14 protein-coding genes and 2 pseudogenes are annotated in these 15,981 nt (G+C 58.5%); 12 read left to right on the top strand and 4 right to left on the bottom strand.

All coding sequences use genetic code 11. The features are described from left to right. Positions 1–120: 120 nt before the first annotated feature. Complete coding sequence (locus LJU32_18220; protein ID WKV87600.1) at positions 121–732, bottom strand: FMN-dependent NADH-azoreductase; 612 nt, start codon at positions 730–732, stop codon at positions 121–123. Between the two features lie 126 nt (positions 733–858). Here LJU32_18220 and LJU32_18215 point away from each other — a divergent pair, with 126 nt between their 5' ends. Both LJU32_18215 and LJU32_18210 read left to right on the top strand, forming a co-directional pair. Next, positions 859–1,767 carry a LysR family transcriptional regulator gene (locus LJU32_18215; protein WKV87599.1) on the top strand — a complete coding sequence of 303 codons (909 nt, stop codon included), beginning with the start codon at positions 859–861 and terminating at the stop codon, positions 1,765–1,767. Further along, positions 1,764–2,121 (top strand): annotated as a pseudogene (locus LJU32_18210) (MmcQ/YjbR family DNA-binding protein). Before LJU32_18215 ends, LJU32_18210 begins: the two are co-directional and overlap by 4 nt. Before the next feature lie 119 nt (positions 2,122–2,240). Here the strand turns inward: LJU32_18210 and LJU32_18205 are convergent. Then, positions 2,241–2,668, bottom strand: a pseudogene (locus LJU32_18205) (DUF1294 domain-containing protein). After that, on the bottom strand, positions 2,665–3,495 hold the full coding sequence (locus LJU32_18200; GenBank protein ID WKV87598.1) for an undecaprenyl-diphosphate phosphatase: 831 nt from the start codon (positions 3,493–3,495) through the stop codon (positions 2,665–2,667). Before LJU32_18200 ends, LJU32_18205 begins: the two are co-directional and overlap by 4 nt. 305 nt (positions 3,496–3,800) lie before the next feature. Between LJU32_18200 and LJU32_18195 the strand changes: the two genes are divergently transcribed. The 10 genes from LJU32_18195 (at position 3,801) to LJU32_18150 (ending at position 14,431) form a co-directional block, all read left to right on the top strand. Continuing rightward, positions 3,801–5,435, top strand: coding sequence for a methyl-accepting chemotaxis protein (locus LJU32_18195; protein WKV87597.1), 1,635 nt, complete (start codon positions 3,801–3,803; stop codon positions 5,433–5,435). Positions 5,436–5,605: 170 nt separating this feature from the next. After that, positions 5,606–6,169: a nicotinamide riboside transporter PnuC gene (gene pnuC, locus LJU32_18190; protein ID WKV87596.1), complete on the top strand. Its 564-nt coding sequence runs from the start codon at positions 5,606–5,608 to the stop codon at positions 6,167–6,169. Beyond that, complete coding sequence (locus LJU32_18185) at positions 6,166–6,690, top strand: AAA family ATPase (protein WKV87595.1); 525 nt, start codon at positions 6,166–6,168, stop codon at positions 6,688–6,690. Before pnuC ends, LJU32_18185 begins: the two co-directional genes overlap by 4 nt. 332 nt (positions 6,691–7,022) lie before the next feature. Next, on the top strand, positions 7,023–7,472 hold the full coding sequence (locus LJU32_18180; protein WKV87594.1) for a hypothetical protein: 450 nt from the start codon (positions 7,023–7,025) through the stop codon (positions 7,470–7,472). 1 nt (position 7,473) lies between these two features. Next, entirely contained in the window at positions 7,474–8,046 is a 573-nt protein-coding gene (locus LJU32_18175; GenBank protein ID WKV87593.1) for an adhesin, read from the top strand. A 73-nt stretch (positions 8,047–8,119) separates the two neighbouring features. After that, entirely contained in the window at positions 8,120–9,112 is a 993-nt protein-coding gene (locus LJU32_18170; protein ID WKV87592.1) for a heme utilization protein, read from the top strand. Between the two features lie 65 nt (positions 9,113–9,177). Further along, on the top strand, positions 9,178–9,858 hold the full coding sequence (locus tag LJU32_18165) for a C39 family peptidase (protein WKV87591.1): 681 nt from the start codon (positions 9,178–9,180) through the stop codon (positions 9,856–9,858). A gap of 43 nt (positions 9,859–9,901) precedes the next feature. Continuing rightward, the gene (locus tag LJU32_18160) at positions 9,902–10,648 is read left to right on the top strand and encodes a hypothetical protein (GenBank protein ID WKV87590.1); all 747 of its coding nucleotides are present in this window, start codon (positions 9,902–9,904) and stop codon (positions 10,646–10,648) included. A gap of 45 nt (positions 10,649–10,693) precedes the next feature. Further along, the gene (locus tag LJU32_18155) at positions 10,694–12,010 is read left to right on the top strand and encodes a hypothetical protein (GenBank protein ID WKV87589.1); all 1,317 of its coding nucleotides are present in this window, start codon (positions 10,694–10,696) and stop codon (positions 12,008–12,010) included. Positions 12,011–12,229: 219 nt separating this feature from the next. Beyond that, a complete protein-coding gene (locus tag LJU32_18150) occupies positions 12,230–14,431 on the top strand; it encodes a hypothetical protein (protein WKV87588.1) in 2,202 nt (733 codons plus the stop codon). A gap of 35 nt (positions 14,432–14,466) precedes the next feature. Here the strand turns inward: LJU32_18150 and LJU32_18145 are convergent, their stop codons facing one another. Next, positions 14,467–15,792, bottom strand: coding sequence for a sigma-54 dependent transcriptional regulator (locus LJU32_18145; protein ID WKV87587.1), 1,326 nt, complete (start codon positions 15,790–15,792; stop codon positions 14,467–14,469). Positions 15,793–15,981 lie beyond the last annotated feature (189 nt).

Raw genomic sequence — 15,981 nt, 5'->3', positions numbered from 1 at the left:
ATAACCCGGGCCAGATTATGTAACAACCAGAAACAAAAAACTCCGTAATAGGCCCTTGCAGAACCAGAATACAGAGTTTTTGGGGGATTACCTGAATATCAGCTGTTCTTTACGCAAGCCTTACGCGGCGGCGAACAGTTGCTCGCTGATCTTCGCTTGCGCAGCGCTTATGGCGTTGTTGCGCACTTCTTCGCCATAGGCCAGACCTTCAGCGCGGACGATTTCGATGTCGGTAATGCCTAGGAAACCGAGCACCAGCTTCAGATATTCCTCGTGAGCGATGCCGCTGGCCTGCCCGGCGTGGATGCCGCCTGAGGTCGACACGATAACCACTTTCTTGCCACCGCACAGGCCTTCCGGGCCGGCTTCGGTGTAGCGGAAAGTCTGGCCGGCCACGGCAACGCGGTCGATCCACGCTTTCAATTGGGTTGGCACAGTGAAGTTGTACATCGGCGCGGCAATCACCACGGCGTCCGCAGCGATGAATTCGGCCAGGGTCGAGGCGCTCAGCTCGGCTTCGTGCTGTTGCGCAGCGTCGCGCAATTCGGCGGTGGTGCCAGCGGCGACCAGTGTGTTGGCCGAAAAATGGCTGATGGCATCGGCGGCCAGGTCGCGGTAGGTGACCACGGCGCTCGGCTCGGCGGCTTGCCAGGCGTCGACGACTTGACGGCTCAACTGACGGGAAGCCGAGTTGTCGCCCAGAATGCTCGAATCGATGTGCAACAGTTTCATGTGGGTGCTCCTGAAAGAATCGCCGGTGGCGACGGAATGGAGACAATCCTACGCAACAAACCAATAGCTGATTAGTCGCCGACAATGCGATAGTTCGTCCCATTGATAGAACGAGTGGAAAGGCACATGCAGGATCTCAACGATCTCTATTACTTCGCCAAAGTGGTCGAAGCCGGCGGATTTGCCGCCGCCGGGCGCCTGCTCGGTATTCCCAAGTCGCGGCTCTCCAGAAGGATTGCCGAACTGGAAGAGCGCCTCGGCGCGCGACTGCTGCAACGCACCACTCGCCAACTTAATCTCACCGCTGTCGGCGAGCGCTATTTGCGCCATTGTCAGGCGATGCTGCTGGAAGCGGAAATGGCTGACGAAGCCGTGGCGAGCATGTCCAGCGAACCACGCGGGCGCTTGCGGGTGTCGTGCCCGACCGGTCTGGCTCATGAAATGCTGCCGACGGTGATCAGCGACTTTCTTGGCAAATTTCCGCAGGTGCAACTGGAGGTCGTGCTGCTCAACCGCCGCGTCGATCTGGTCACCGAAGGCATCGATGTCGCTTTGCGCGTGCGCGATCACGGTGATGAAGACCCGTTGCTGGTCACCCGGCGCTTGCGTCAGGCCCAGGCGGTAGTGATCGCCAGTCCGGCCTTTATGCAGGGCAAGACCATCAATCATCCGCAGGACTTGAAAACCCTGCCAGTGCTCGGCGCCCTGGAAGCCGATCGCATGGTCCACGTGCGTCTGCTCGATCAGCAGGGCAAAAGCGTCGATCTGAGCATGGAAGCGCGGCTGGGCATCGATGATTTTGTCGTGCGCAAGGCCTGCGTGCTGGCTGGTCAGGGTTTCACCGTGCTGCCGATGATGTTCTGCGAGACCGAACTGCGTAACGGCACGCTGGTGCAGATGCTGCCGGAATGGTCATTGCCTGGCGGCTGGCTGCAAGCGGTGTACCCGCACCGGCGCGGGGTAATGCCGGCGGTGCGCGCATGGATCGATCACTTGGTCGAATCGTTCAATGCCTGCGGGGAGCGGTTGTTATGAAACAGGAAAAAATGAGCGAAACCGAGGTAGCCGCATTTTGTCTGGCTCTGCCGGGCGCGCGGGAAGATTACAAATGGGGCGGCGTGCGGGTGTTCTCGATCGCCGGCAACAAGATGTTTGCCTTGCAGGGATTACGCGGCGATTCGCTGGCGTTCAAGGTCGACAAGGATCTGTTTCTCGGCCATTGCGACCGCCCGGGGTTCATCCGGCGCCGTATCTGGCGCGGGCGCAGTGGATCATCATGCACCCGCCCTACCCGCTGAGTGCCGAGGAATTGCAGGCGCTGTTGCAGCGGTCGCATCAACTGGTGGTGAGCAAGTTGCCTAAAAAACGCAAATCGGCCTGCTTTTGTAAGCACGCAAATTCTGTGGGAGCGAGCCTGCTCGCGAAGGCGGTTTGTCAGGCGACTCATCAGCGAGGATGAGATTGCTTTCGCGAGCAGGCTCGCTCCCGCAGGGGATTTTCGGTGGACGTTAAATCAGCGACAGCAAGTTCGATCCGAGAAAAATCTGGTCAATCCAGAACACCTGATGCAGCAGCACGATCATCCAGAACAGAATCTGAAACGACACCTTGCGCGTCTTGTGCCGAAACACTTGCTGGGCGATCAACGCCCCCGGCCAGCCGCCCGCCAGTTCTACCGCATGCAGGATGTTTTCCGGGTGCGCCACGCATCGGCGCGGGCCTTGCGCTTGTCGGCCCAGTACAGAAAAAACGCCAGCACACTGACAATCCCGTACGCCGCCAGCGGCACCCGCGAGAGGCCACTGAGCCACATCGACAGTGAGCCGAACAGCGGAAGCGCGCAGACGATCAACAGCACCACAAGCTTCAACTTCACATGCTGAAGGCGCCCGCCAGAAGCTCGTCCTTGCGGGCGCTGCGCGCGCGAATCGTTCATGGCTTGGCCGCCGACCAGTCCACCCAGCCGAATTGCCAGGTCGCGAGAATGAACAGGCCGAACGCTATTCGGTACCAGGCAAACGCTGCATAGCTGTGGTTGCCGATGAACTTGAGCAAACCGCGCACAGCGATCATGGCGAAAACAAACGCGGTGACGAAACCAATCGCGAACACCGGGAAATCCGCTGGCACAAACAGATCGCGGTATTTGTAGCCCGAATATACCGCCGCACCCACCATGGTCGGCATGGCGAGGAAGAACGAAAACTCGGTTGCAGTCTTGCGCGACAGGCCGAACAGCAAGCCGCCAATGATCGTCGAACCGGAGCGCGAAGTGCCGGGAATCATTGCCAGGCATTGCGCGAAACCGATTTTCAGCGCATCGGTCCAGCGGATCTCGTCAACGGTTTCGGCGTGGACTTCATGCTGACGTTGTTCGGCCCACAACATGATGATCCCACCAATGACCAGCGCCGCCGCTACGGTGATAGGGTTGAACAAGTATTCGTGGATCAGATCGGCAAAGATCACTCCGAGCACCACGGCGGGCAAAAACGCGATCAGCAGATTAGCCGTAAAACGCCGTGCACTCGGCTGGGTCGGCAAGCCGATCACCACGTCGAGGATCTTGCGGCGAAACTCCCAGACCACCGCGAGAATCGCGCCGAGCTGAATGATGATGTTGAACGCCATGGCCCGCTCGCCGCCGAAGTTCAGCAAGTCGGCGACGATGATCTGGTGTCCGGTACTCGAAATGGGCAAAAACTCCGTCAGCCCTTCTACAACTCCTAGTATCAGTGCCTGCAAGGCAGTCCAAAGATCCATCAATCCCCCAGAGAGCGATGCGCGACGGCATGCCCCGATAGTATTTTTAGCGTTCACTGCGTTCAGCGTAGCTGGTTAAAGCTGTACCGATTCCGCGCGCACAGGATCCACACGAAACGGTAAAAATTCCGTGAAATGTCAAAACCGGATTCAGGTTTTTGCGCGCGGGGCCGAAATCCTAACAGACAAGCCTTAATAGCGCTCCCCGCGCTGCATGGCTTGGCTGGCGCAGTCCCGAGCACTCAGCGGTGGCTGGATGCTGGCGATCATTTATTACAAGAACAAGAATCCGGAGTGACAGCGTTATGAACAGCTTGCGCAGTGTGTCGATCAGCCGACGCTTGTGGCTCATCTTGATCGTGGCGATGGTCATGTTGCTGACCTTGGGCGTGCTGATGCTCAAGCAGATCCACGACGACCTCTACCACGCCAAGGCGCAGAAAACCCAGCATGTGGTGCAGACCGCCAGCGGCCTGCTGAACTATTACCATGGCCTGGAAACCGCCGGCACCCTGACCAGGGACGCGGCGCAAAAGCAGGCACTGACCGCGATTCGTGGCCTGCGCTATGACCAGAGCGACTATTTCTGGATCAACGACCTCACGCCCGTGATGGTCATGCACCCGACCAACCCCAAACTCGAAGGCCAGAACCTCTCGGCGATCCGCGACCCGGACGGTTTTGCGGTGTTCAACGAGATGGTCGCCATCGCCAAGGCCAAAGGCGCGGGCATGGTCAATTATCGCTGGCCGAAACCGGGGGCGACTGATCCCGTTGCGAAGACTTCGTACGTGAAATTGTTCGAGCCGTGGGGCTGGGTAATCGGTTCCGGCGTTTACGTCGACGACGTTCAGGCGGAATTTCAGGAACAAATGATCAAGGCGTCGGCGATCGGCCTGGCGATTGCACTGATCATGGCGCTGCTGGTGATCCTGATCGCACGCAGCATTGTCCGTCCGTTGCAGGAAACCGTGAATGCCATGGCGAACATCGCCAGCGGCGAAAGCGACCTGACCCGCAGCCTTGATACCCACGGCAAGGATGAGGTCACTGAACTGGCCCATCACTTCAATGCCTTCACCGCCAAGCTGCGCCGAGTGATTGGTGATCTGCAGGTCTCGGCCAGCGCTTTGGGTCAGTCGTCCAGTGAGCTGGGCAACGACGCGTCGCAGGCGCAGCAGCGCAGTCAGCAGCAATCGCAGCAGATGGAACTGGTGGCCACGGCAATCAACGAAGTCACCTACGGCGTGCAGGACGTGGCGAAAAACGCCGAACACGCCGCCGCCGAAATGCGTGATGCCGAAGCGCAGGCGCAACAGGGGCAGATCAACATTGACGGCAGCCTGCAACAGATCGACAAGCTCTCCGGCACGATCGATCAGGCGGTGGAAGTGATCCGCACCCTGGCGGCGGAGAGCACGCAGATTGGCAGCGTACTGGAAGTGATTCGCTCGATTGCCGAGCAGACCAATCTGCTGGCCTTGAACGCGGCGATTGAAGCGGCGCGCGCGGGTGAACAGGGTCGCGGGTTTGCCGTGGTGGCCGATGAGGTGCGCTTGCTGGCCCAGCGTACGCAGAAATCGACAGCGGAGATTCAGTCGATGATCGAGCGTTTGCAGAACCACTCCGAGGCTGCGGTGAAGGTGATTGGCGACAGCAGCAAGGCCTCGCAATTGACCATCGAACAGGCGGGACTGGCCGGGGCGAGTCTCAATGCAATTGGCCAGGCGTTGCGCAATCTCAACGGTCTGAATGCTTCGATCGCCAGCGCCACGTTGCAACAGGCCCATGTAGTGGAGGACATCAACCAGAACGTCACCCAGGCGGCCGGCCTTTCGCATAGCACCGCGTTGGCGGCGGAACAATCCAGTGCGGCCAGTCTGCGGCTTGGGCAGCTGAGCGAACAGCTCAACGGGTTACTGCGCCAGTTCAGGGTCTGACCCATAACCTGTGGGAGCGAGCCTGCTCGCGAAAGGGCCTGTCCAGTCGACATCTTCTTCCACTGACTGGCCCGACGCCTTCGCGAGCAGGCTCGCTCCCACAGGGTACTTCTGTGTCTGGGCGAATGCAGTACAATCCGCCCCCTTCTCGACTTCCCCAGGGATCCGCCATGTCCGGGCTTGAACTGTTCGCCGCTGCCCTCGGTGTCATCGCCGTGTGGCTGACGGTCAAACAGAATCCATGGTGCTGGCCGATCGGGCTGGTCATGGTGTTGCTCTACAGCTGGATCTTCTTTGAGGTGAAGCTGTATTCGGACATGTTGCTGCAAGTGATCTATGCCGCGCTGCAAATCTACGGCTGGTGGCAGTGGACCCGCGCCGGGACGATGCATGACGGGCGCCAAGTCACCCGCCTCGACGCGCGCTCAATTCTGCTCGGTCTCGGCGTCGGGGCCATCGGCAGCCTGCTGCTGGGCGCCGCGATGGCACACTGGACCGACGCCGCCCAGCCGTGGCTCGATGCCGCGCTCACCGGTTTCAGCCTGGTCGCACAACTGTGGATGGCGCAGAAACGCTTGCAATGCTGGGCGCTGTGGTTTGTCCTCGATGTCATTTTTGTAGGCCTGTTCATCTATAAAGGCCTGTACCTGACCGCAGGCCTCTATGGGCTGTTCACTCTGCTCGCCGTTGAAGGCTGGCGTGAGTGGCGCGCCGATCCGGCGTTGCGCACATGAAAGTCGTAGTCCTTACCGGCCCGGAATCCACCGGCAAGAGCTGGCTGGCGGCGGGATTGGAGCAGCGTTTCGGCGGCGTGCGCGTTGATGAATATGTCCGTCGGTTCATCGAAGACAATCCCCGTGACACCTGTTTGGCGGATATTCCTGCTATCGCCCGAGGCCAGTTGCGCTGGGAAGATCAGGCGCGAGCGCAGCAACCCTCCCTGCTGATCCTCGACACTCACCTGCTGAGCAACATCCTCTGGAGCCAGACCCTGTTCGGCGCTTGCCCGGACTGGCTTGAAGCCGAGTTGCTCGCGCGCCACTACGACCTGCACCTGCTGCTGTCGCCGCAACAAGTCGACTGGGCCGAAGACGGCCAACGCTGCCAGCCGGATCTTGACGATCGCATGGCGTTCTTCGAAGCCACTCGCGACTGGTTGATCCAGCATCAACGGCCGCTGCAGGTTATTGAAGGCAACTGGGTCGAACGCCAGGCCCAAGCCTTTGCGGCGGTCGAGCGTCTGTTGTCCGCCTGAGCCACCACACCGGTATTTTTGGGCGCATCTGTCCGTTTTTGAAACACTCCTGCCCTCGCAAAGCCGCGTCCAAACGCTGTTCATCAATCCGTGACGCCATCTGTTACGTCAATGAAACACATCGGCGCAAACCCTTGTGCCAGAGCTTTCCAAAGTCGATGTCCACTCAAGCGGCTCTCGCTGTGTTTCAACAGTGAAACAGTAGCCACACACCTGCCTCGCTCAAAATAACTAAGCCCTTGATTTAAATAAACAATCTAAACCCGGCACAGCTTTCGCTCTCTCCTTCACAACGCTGAACAACCCAGCCCACTGAAGAAGGAATCGCCGCCGTGGGGAATCTCAATAAAAGCCTGACCTGCCTCCTGCTGATCGGATCAGCCGCCAGCGCATTGATCAGTGTCAGCGCCCAGGCCGAAGGCAATGGAGTGATCGTCCTCAACCGCGACGTTCAGCCAATCCCGATCGGGCGTAATGGCGGCAAAGACCCCTACCCGACCACCGTCAATGCCAACCCTTCGGCGCGGATCAATCAGACCCTCAGCAGCACCGAACTCAGCGACGGCGATTTCGCCAGCGTCGCCAGTGGCTCGTCGATTCGCGGCAACATGACTACGCCCAGTTCCAACCTGCCAGGCATGAACACCCTGACCAACCAGAACGGCCTGCCCGGCATGCGCAGCGGCAGTGGCGGCGGTTCTGGCGCCTCGATTTCCAACACCGTCAACCGGGCGATGAGCACCGGCCTGGCGCCTCTGACCCGCATGGCCGGAGGCCAATGACATGAATCGCACCCTGCTGCTTCTCGCCCTGCTCGGCTGCACCAGCGCCATGGCCGATTCGACCTCGGTCAACAAAGCGAATATTCAGGATTCCGGCGCTCAGTATCGCGGCAACTTCAACGTCAACCAGGCAGCCGGTGACCAGATGCAACAAGCCAACACCAAGGCGATTGCCATCGGCACCGAATCCCATGCCACCACCAGCGTCAGGCAAACCATCGACACGCCTGCCAGCCGCGCCATCGACGCGAGCGCCAACATCGGCGGCAACTCTTTCAGCAACGGCAACGGCATCCTCGGCGTGAACCAGGGCGCCGGAGCCAACAATCAAATGGCCAACGTGACGCGCGTCAGCATCAGTGCCGGCCCGCAGAGCGTTGACGACAGCGCCCTTTCGCAACAGAACGTGGCGTTTTTACCGAGCTCAGGAGCAACTGGTACCTCGATCGGCAGTCGCCAGGTCACGACAAGTGATCAGGCCTTCACCGGCAGTCGCGGGGTCATCCAGGTGAACCAGAGTGCCGGGGTGGGGAACCGCATGGCTAACACCCTGAGCATCCGGGTCGCTGACTGACCCATACAAAAAAGCAGTGCAATTAGAAAAGTCCCAACACTTAACCAACTAATAAGCACGACGGAGAAACACCATGAAACCTACAATGGCTCTCAAACCACTGGTTTTCGCACTCGCAGCAGTGATGGCAATGGCAGCACAGGCCGGCGGCCGTGGTGACGATAACGGTCATGGTAACGGGCACGGCAATGGTCACGGCCAGCCTCAAGGACCTAACCTTGAACAACTGCTGCAGATCACCGCAGGCGCCGGCGCCGCTGTCCTCGACGCGCAAAACAGCGACGGCAACGTGGTAAAAAACCAGGGCACCCTGAACAACGCCAATGCCAGCGACTCGCTCAATGGCTCCAACGGCAACATGGGCGCCAACGTGGCTGGCGGCGACGGCAACCAGCAGGACAACGCTGCTGCACTGGCCACCGCTGACGAAAGCTTTATCTTCGGTAATGCTGTTGCCGCCTCGAGCGCGACTCAGGTGAACAACAACAACTACGTGAAAAACTCCTCCACCTTCAACAACGCCACGCTCAACAACGCTGGCAACAACGGTTCCGGCAACATTGGCATCAACGTGACCGCCGGCAACTTCAACCAACAGAAAAACAACCTCGCCATCGCCGTTTCTGGTGGTCGTGTAGCGCAGGCTGCTGCCTCTGCCAACCAGTCCTCGACTGGCCTGGTCGTGGAAAACAAAGGCGTGCAGGCTTACAAAACCGACACTCTTACCGGTACTTATGCAGCCGCTGGCGTATTCAAAGCCAAAGGCACCGCGACCATCGAAGACGACAACAACCATGGCGGTTGGGGTAACCGTGGCGGCGGCCACGGCGGCAACGATGATCAGAAAGCCAAGTTCGAAGCCGTGGGCAGCTTTGGCCTCGCTGGCGTCACCACCCAACAAGTGCTGACCAAAGATGGCTGGAAAACCCCAGTCGTCAACAATGCCAACATGACCAACTCGATGAACAACTTCTCCGGCAACGGCGGAGCCAACGTCTCGGCGGGTGTGGGCAACCAACAAAGCAACTCGCTGTCCATCGCCGCAGGTTGCAAAGCCTGCATGTAATCGCGATCGAAACGAAAGCCCCGGCAACGGGGCTTTTTCCCAGGTTCCACAAGGCGTATTCGATCATGCGGACTCCTGCCCTCCTCGCTCTGCTTTGTCTGTGCGGCCTGACTCAGGCAGCCCAGATGCCCGTCGCTGCCCTGCCGGGTGGCGTGCTGGTCTATAAGGACGTGCAAAGCATTCGTGAGCGCAAGTTTGCCGACATCGTCGAACAGAAAACCGATTTCAGCTGCGGCGCTGCTGCACTGGCAACGGTCCTGCGCCAGGCCTATTGGCTCGACGTCGATGAGGAGCACATCATCAAGGGCATGCTGGTCAACGCTGACCAGGACCTGGTGCGAACCCAGGGTTTCTCCATGCTCGACATGAAGCGCTACGTAGAAAGCATCGGCATGCGTGCCCGTGGCTACCGGATCCCGCCCGAGAAACTCGAAGCGGTGACCATTCCGGTGGTGGTCCTGATGGACATTCGCGGCTACAAGCATTTCGTCGTCCTGCAGCGTTCGGACAAGGATTGGGTCTATATCGGTGACCCGGTTCTCGGCCACAAGCGCTACAAACACGATGACTTTGTCAAAGGTTGGAACGGAATTGTCTTTGCCATCGTCGGCCCCGGTTATGACAAGGCCAACGCCTTGCGCAGCCCTCCCGTGCCGCTGACGGCGAAGAACTCGCTGGACGGTTTCAACCCGGTCAAAGATGCGGAATTGATGGATTTCGGGTTCATTCAGAGCGACTTCTTTTAATCGCCGAGTTAGAGAATGGGACTGGATGTCCCGGGAGCAGCAGATGAAAACCTCATACTGGCTGGCCGCCGCCTGCCTGGCAGCGGGTGCGTCAGGCTTTGCCCATGCCGGATTCAAACCCATCGAAATCAAGGACCAGGAGCTCGCCGAGCTGCGCGGTCGGTACGTCATGCCGGGGCGGATCATCAGCTTCGGCATTGTCATGAGCAGCACCTGGCGCAACGCCAGCGGCGACTTGATCGGGGCCGCGACCTCAATGCAGGTCCAGGCTGCAACCGTCAAACCGGAATTTTATGTCTCGACCATCAAGGAGTCGGGCAACGGCAGTACGCCCACCTTGGGCACCGGCACCGTGATTGGCGGAGCCGGCCTCAACAGCACTCAGGGCGTGACGCAAAGCGTGCGCGCCGCCGGCGATGGCAACACCGCCAACAACAACGTTGCAATCAACGTCAGTGAAGCCAGTCAGGCGCCGGCTCTGGTGCCATCGCAAGGTCAGGCCCTTGTCGCCGGGCAGACCATCACCGGCAGCAACGGCGCCGGCAGCGTCGCGGTTTCCGTCAATGGCGGTGGCGTGCAAATGGCCATTCAGGCCAGCGGCAATCAAGGTAACGCACTGCAACAGGTCGCCCAGGGCGGGCTGCTGCAGAACACCCGTTTGCTGGGCAGTGCCAACGTGGTCAACAACCTTACGCAACTCAACGTCGTACTTAACAATAACGGCAGAAGCGCCGGTGCACTGGACTGCAACCTGACCCAACTCGGGGCCCTACGCAATATCGGATATTGAACTACGCTGAGTCTCGATCATTGGGCTAAAAGGGACGGCTTATTCATGTATCGATCAGTATCACTGCGTGCTGCAGTGTGTTTGAGTACCCTTCTCCCGGCGGCAATGCTGCAAGCAGCGCCCGACGCCGATGTAGAAGCCCTGAAACGGGAACTTCTGGAACTGAAGCAACGATACGAACAACAACAACAAGCGCTGGCGGTACTTGAACAACGGGTCCGCCAGGTAGAAGAAACACCCGCCGCCCCACCGCCAAAACGGCTGGCCAAATCGCCGTCCGACATGAAAGGCAATCGCGTCGCTACCGGAGCCGCCACAGGCACCGGTGCGGCCGCTGCATCGGGAGGCGCCGCCGAGGGCAGTGGCGCTTCCTACGGTCAATCGCTGGCTGACGATTCGCAACCGGCGCAAAGTGTTTCCAACCTGTACGACGAGGCCAGCGGCTTTTTCGGTGGCGGCAAGTTCAGTTTCGAAACCGGTGTCACCTATTCACGCTATGACACCCGCCAGTTGATCCTGAACGGTTTCCTTGCGCTGGATTCGATCTTCCTGGGCAACATCAACCTCGACCGGATCAAGGCCGACACCTGGACCTTGGACCTCACCGGCCGCTACAACTTCGACAATCGCTGGCAGTTCGACCTGAACGTGCCGGTGGTCTATCGCGAGTCGACGTATCAGTCCGGCGGCGGCAATCAGGGCGCTGCAGGTGTGACCACCGAAGAAACCGTGACCAAGGATCCAACCATTGGCGACGTCAACTTCGGTATCGCCTACAAGTTCCTCGACGAGTCGGTCAACACCCCGGACGCCGTCGTCACCTTGCGCGTCAAGGCGCCGACCGGCAAAGACCCGTTCGGCATCAAGCTGCGCCAGACCGACGCCAACTCCAACCTGTTCGTGCCCGACACCCTGCCCACCGGCAACGGCGTCTGGTCGATCACCCCGGGCATCTCGCTGGTCAAGACGTTCGACCCGGCGGTGCTGTTCGGCAGCCTCTCCTACACCCACAACCTCGAGGAGTCGTTCGACGACATCAGCTCCACCGTCAACCAGAAAACCCCAGGCAAAGTGCGCATCGGCGACAGCTTCCAGATCGGCGCCGGCATCGCCTTCGCCCTCAACGAGAAGATGAGCATGTCGTTCTCGGTCTCCGACCTGGTGCAGCGCAAGAGCAAGCTGAAACAGGACGGCGGCGATTGGGAATCGGTGGTGTCGAGTGACGCCAACGCCGGTTACTTCAACGTCGGCATGACCATCGCGGCCACCGACAACCTGACGATCGTGCCGAACTTGTCGATCGGCATGACCGATGATGCGCCGGACTTTTCGTTCAGCCTGAAATTCCCGTATTACTTCTAGGTAAAAGCAAAGATCGCAGCCTTCGGCGGCTCCTACATTGATCCGTGTAGGAGCTGCCGAAGGCTGCGATCTTTGATCTTCAGACTTTTTGCCCGTCGACCACTCATCGGAAACCGGCCTGCACCTGTCAGATCTGACAGGTGTCCTTTTCGCATGAATGACGTTTGATACCTCCAGTGCCTGGTTGACCGTGACCAGCCCATGTTGAGGAGCATCGCCATGACCGTCCTTCGCGCAGCAGACTTGTTTCCGCCTCATATTCCTTCGGCCACCAAGCTGGAGACACCGGAGATTTACCACGGTGGTATTTCATTAGAGTCCATCGCAGACGGAAACCTTGTTGTGCTTGTCGACGCTTGGTTGAATCTGGCACTGGACGACAAATGCGAACTGTATTGGGATAACGACGACACGCCGGTCAAAACACAAATAATCAACGACACCACGGTCCAGCGGCTGAGGTTTGAAGTCCCGGTTGGATTCATCACCAATGACTCCGCCAAGGTCTTTTATACCGTCACCCGTTTTCCCCAGGAACCGGTCAAGTCCGAGGAGTTGCTGATGTGGGTGAAGCTCAACCGCCCCGGCGGCGAAGATACCGACAGCGAGCCGGGGCACTCTGGCCTCAAATACAGCCTGGTACCGGATCCATCCAAGGGAGTGGGTGCGGAAATGGCCAAGGGCGGAATTCGGATGCTCATTGAGCACTACCAGAACATCGCCACTTACGACCGTATCGTAGGCAAGTGGAGAGACGAAGAAGTGTCGTTCTATCCGGTCACTCGCGAGCAGATTGATGGTCCAGACAACAATCCGATTTTCGTGACGTTCACTGAGGAGGTCATCAAAAGGCAAGGTAACGGCCGCGATATTCCGGTGACCTTCCGTGTGGTTGACCGTGTTGGCAATCTCAGTGATCCGCAAGACCCTTGGGCAAAATTCACATATGTGTCGGTCGATCTGACCGACCGGTTGCCGGCGCCATTGATTCGGGTCAACAACCAAACCGTTGCCATCATCGATCTCGCTCAACTGGGTAGCAGCAACGTCATTGTCAGGGTGTATTTCACCTCGCCGGTCTTTCAGCAAGATGATGAGGTCCGCCTGACCTGGACCGGCACTCCGCCTCAGGGGCAACCGATTGTCGTCGGGCCGCTGAAGAAATCAGTGGGCTCGGTGCCCGACCACTTCGACTTCGAAATTCCCAACGCTTCGGTCCAGGCCCTCGGCGGCGGTTCGGCCAAGGCGAAATATGAGGTATGCCGGGCCGGCCTGCTCGCTGGCACGTCCAACGACGCAAGCGTCACCGTAACGGGTGAAATCAAACAACTGGAACCACCGACCGTCGTCGAAGCGCCGGCGTATTTGCTTGATCCTAACCTGCATCAAAACGGCTTCACGGTGGTGTTCAATAACTTGAGGTTGAACGCCAATGACGAGCTTGAACTGGAAGTGGTCGGACGCCCGGGTGATGGTTCGGTGCCGCCAGAGAAAAAGGTCGTAGCGGCTGGGCAAACGAAAGTCGAATTCAAAGTGCATTTCTCGATTACCGGGGCGAACTTGCAGCGCACGGTGGTTTTGAAATATCGGGTGATCAGTGCTGGGCAGGAAACGCCGGTTCAGAGTGTGGGACTGAAGATTGGTGAGTTGCTGCAGTTGAGCATGCCGATGCCGAAGTTTGAGGGCTTTGATGGGGAGGTGTTGGATATCGGGTTGATCAAGGATGATACGAAGGTGTTGTGTGGGGCCTGGCCGTTTCAGCGGGCGGGGTTGAAGATCTGGTTGAAGTATGTGGAGACGTTTGCCGACGGTGGGGAGCGGGTTAAGGAGCAGTTTGTAGGAGCAGTACATGATCAGGGGGTGGGGCTTAGTTATTTGACAGAGGTGGAGTGGTTGCGGGGGTGTAAGGCGGATTCGCGACTGACGGTTATTTTAAACGTTGCGCTGTTCAGTGCCTCTGAATGGAGTGACGCTACTGCTTGCCAAACTCGACATTATTCGATTAAGGCGGGACTAGATGAGTGTACCGATTTCACGGAAGGTAATCGGGATGGCTGGCTGGACATGGATGGATCTTCTTTTCCGTCCAAAGTTGTCCTCGAGGCAGGACAACATTTCCTTGAATCAATCAAGAGCAACTCTTCGGGGAGCGAAGGGATAATTATAAAAAAACTCTTCCCGTCTATGAAATCTGGCAGGGCTTACACACTGAGTTTCGATTATATGTTGGAACAAGCCTCTGTCACTTTTGGAGTCAATGAAGTGATACCGCCGAAACTTCCAGCGACCTCTCGCTGGGCTTCTACTAGCGTTAGATTTACTGCGAAAGAGTTGAACTTTAGCACCGTTGGCCTGACTATCGCCGGATACGGACGAATGCGTATTGACAATATTCGGTTAAGAGAGTCAGAAGGCGGCTAGGTGAGTTTGAGTGAGTGGCATAAGTGTAAAAGCGTTCAGCGAATCTGATGCTTATGCAACAACCGATAAAAAGTAGGCCGCGAAACCCCTAACACTTTCGCGGCCACACTCAAATTATCACTATGCCGGTTAAGCACATCACATAACGCCTGCCGCTCCGCCCGGGTCTTGTAATCCTCCAGCGTGCCCATCGGTGTTGCGATGGAATGCTGGCTGATCAATCCCAGATCCCGCGCCTCGATCTGCCGCCCCTCTGCCAACACCAACCCGCGCCGTACCCGGTTCGCCAGCTCGCGGACATTCCCCGGCCAGTCGTGCTTGCCCATGGCAATCAACGCATCTTCGCTGAAGCTTCTTGGTCGGCGCCCGGTTTCATGGCTGTAGAAGTGCGAAAAGTGGTTGGCCAGCATCGACAGATCGCCATGGCGTTCACGTAATGGTGCGGTCACCACTTGCAGCACGTTCAGCCGGTAATACAGGTCTTCACGAAAGCGTTTCTTCTCAATCGCTGCTTCCAGGTCGACGTGGGTGGCGGCCAACACTCGCACGTCGACCGGGATCGGCTGACTGCCGCCGACCCGCTCGATGTGCTTTTCCTGGAGAAAACGCAGCAGATTGGCTTGCAATTCCAGCGGCAGGTCGCCGATTTCGTCGAGGAACAACGTGCCGCCGTTGGCGGCTTCGATGCGCCCGACCTTGCGCTGATGGGCGCCAGTGAACGCGCCTTTCTCGTGGCCGAAGAGTTCGGACTGGATCAAATGCTCGGGAATCGCGCCGCAGTTGATTGCTACGAACGGTTTGTTGTGGCGCTGGGATTGTCGGTGCAGGGTGCGGGCGACCAGTTCTTTGCCGGTGCCGCTTTCGCCGCGAATCAGCACGGGCGATTCGGTCGGTGCAAGTTTGCTCAGCAGTTTGCGCAGTTCGCGAATCGGTTTGCTGTCGCCCAGCAGTTCGTGTTCCGGCTGGTCGACATGTATCGTGCCCTGCCCGCGCAGGCGCGCCATGCCGAAAGCACGACCCAGGGTGACCTGTACGCGCGAGACGTCGAAGGGCAAGGTATGGAAGTCGAAGAACCATTCACAGACGAAGTCGCCGACGTTCTGCAAACGCAGGACTTCCTGATTGAGTACGGCGATCCATTCGGTGCCGCTGCGGCTGATCAGCTCCTTGACCGCGTCAGGGCGTTCAAGGTGAAACGGCTGCAAGCGCAGCAGGCCGACGTCGCAGGCGCGCGCGCTGGCATTCTCAAGATTACAACTGTCGACATCCCAGCCTACGGCGCGCAATCCGGGCAACAGGCGATGACAGTCGTCGCAGGGATCGACCACCAGTAAACGTCTCGACGCAGGCGCTTCGCTCATGACTGTTCCTTGGCGCCAAACATTGGAAATGATTGTAAAAACAGTCATTTGGCAGACCCGGTTGTAACACTAGCAAGATTTTGACGGGGGCTTGTATCGATTGCTTATAGGGAGGTTGTTAAAAGAGTTATAAGAAAGTTGGTTGTTAGTTAGCTATCGACTATTTGCTTTGTGTCAGAGAGCGGCCCC

The organism is Pseudomonas sp. B21_DOA (assembly GCA_030544685.1).
Lineage (GTDB): Bacteria > Pseudomonadota > Gammaproteobacteria > Pseudomonadales > Pseudomonadaceae > Aquipseudomonas > Aquipseudomonas fluorescens_AO.
The sequence above is the reverse complement of the archived record's forward strand: the minus strand, read 5'-3'. Positions and strand labels throughout refer to the sequence as shown.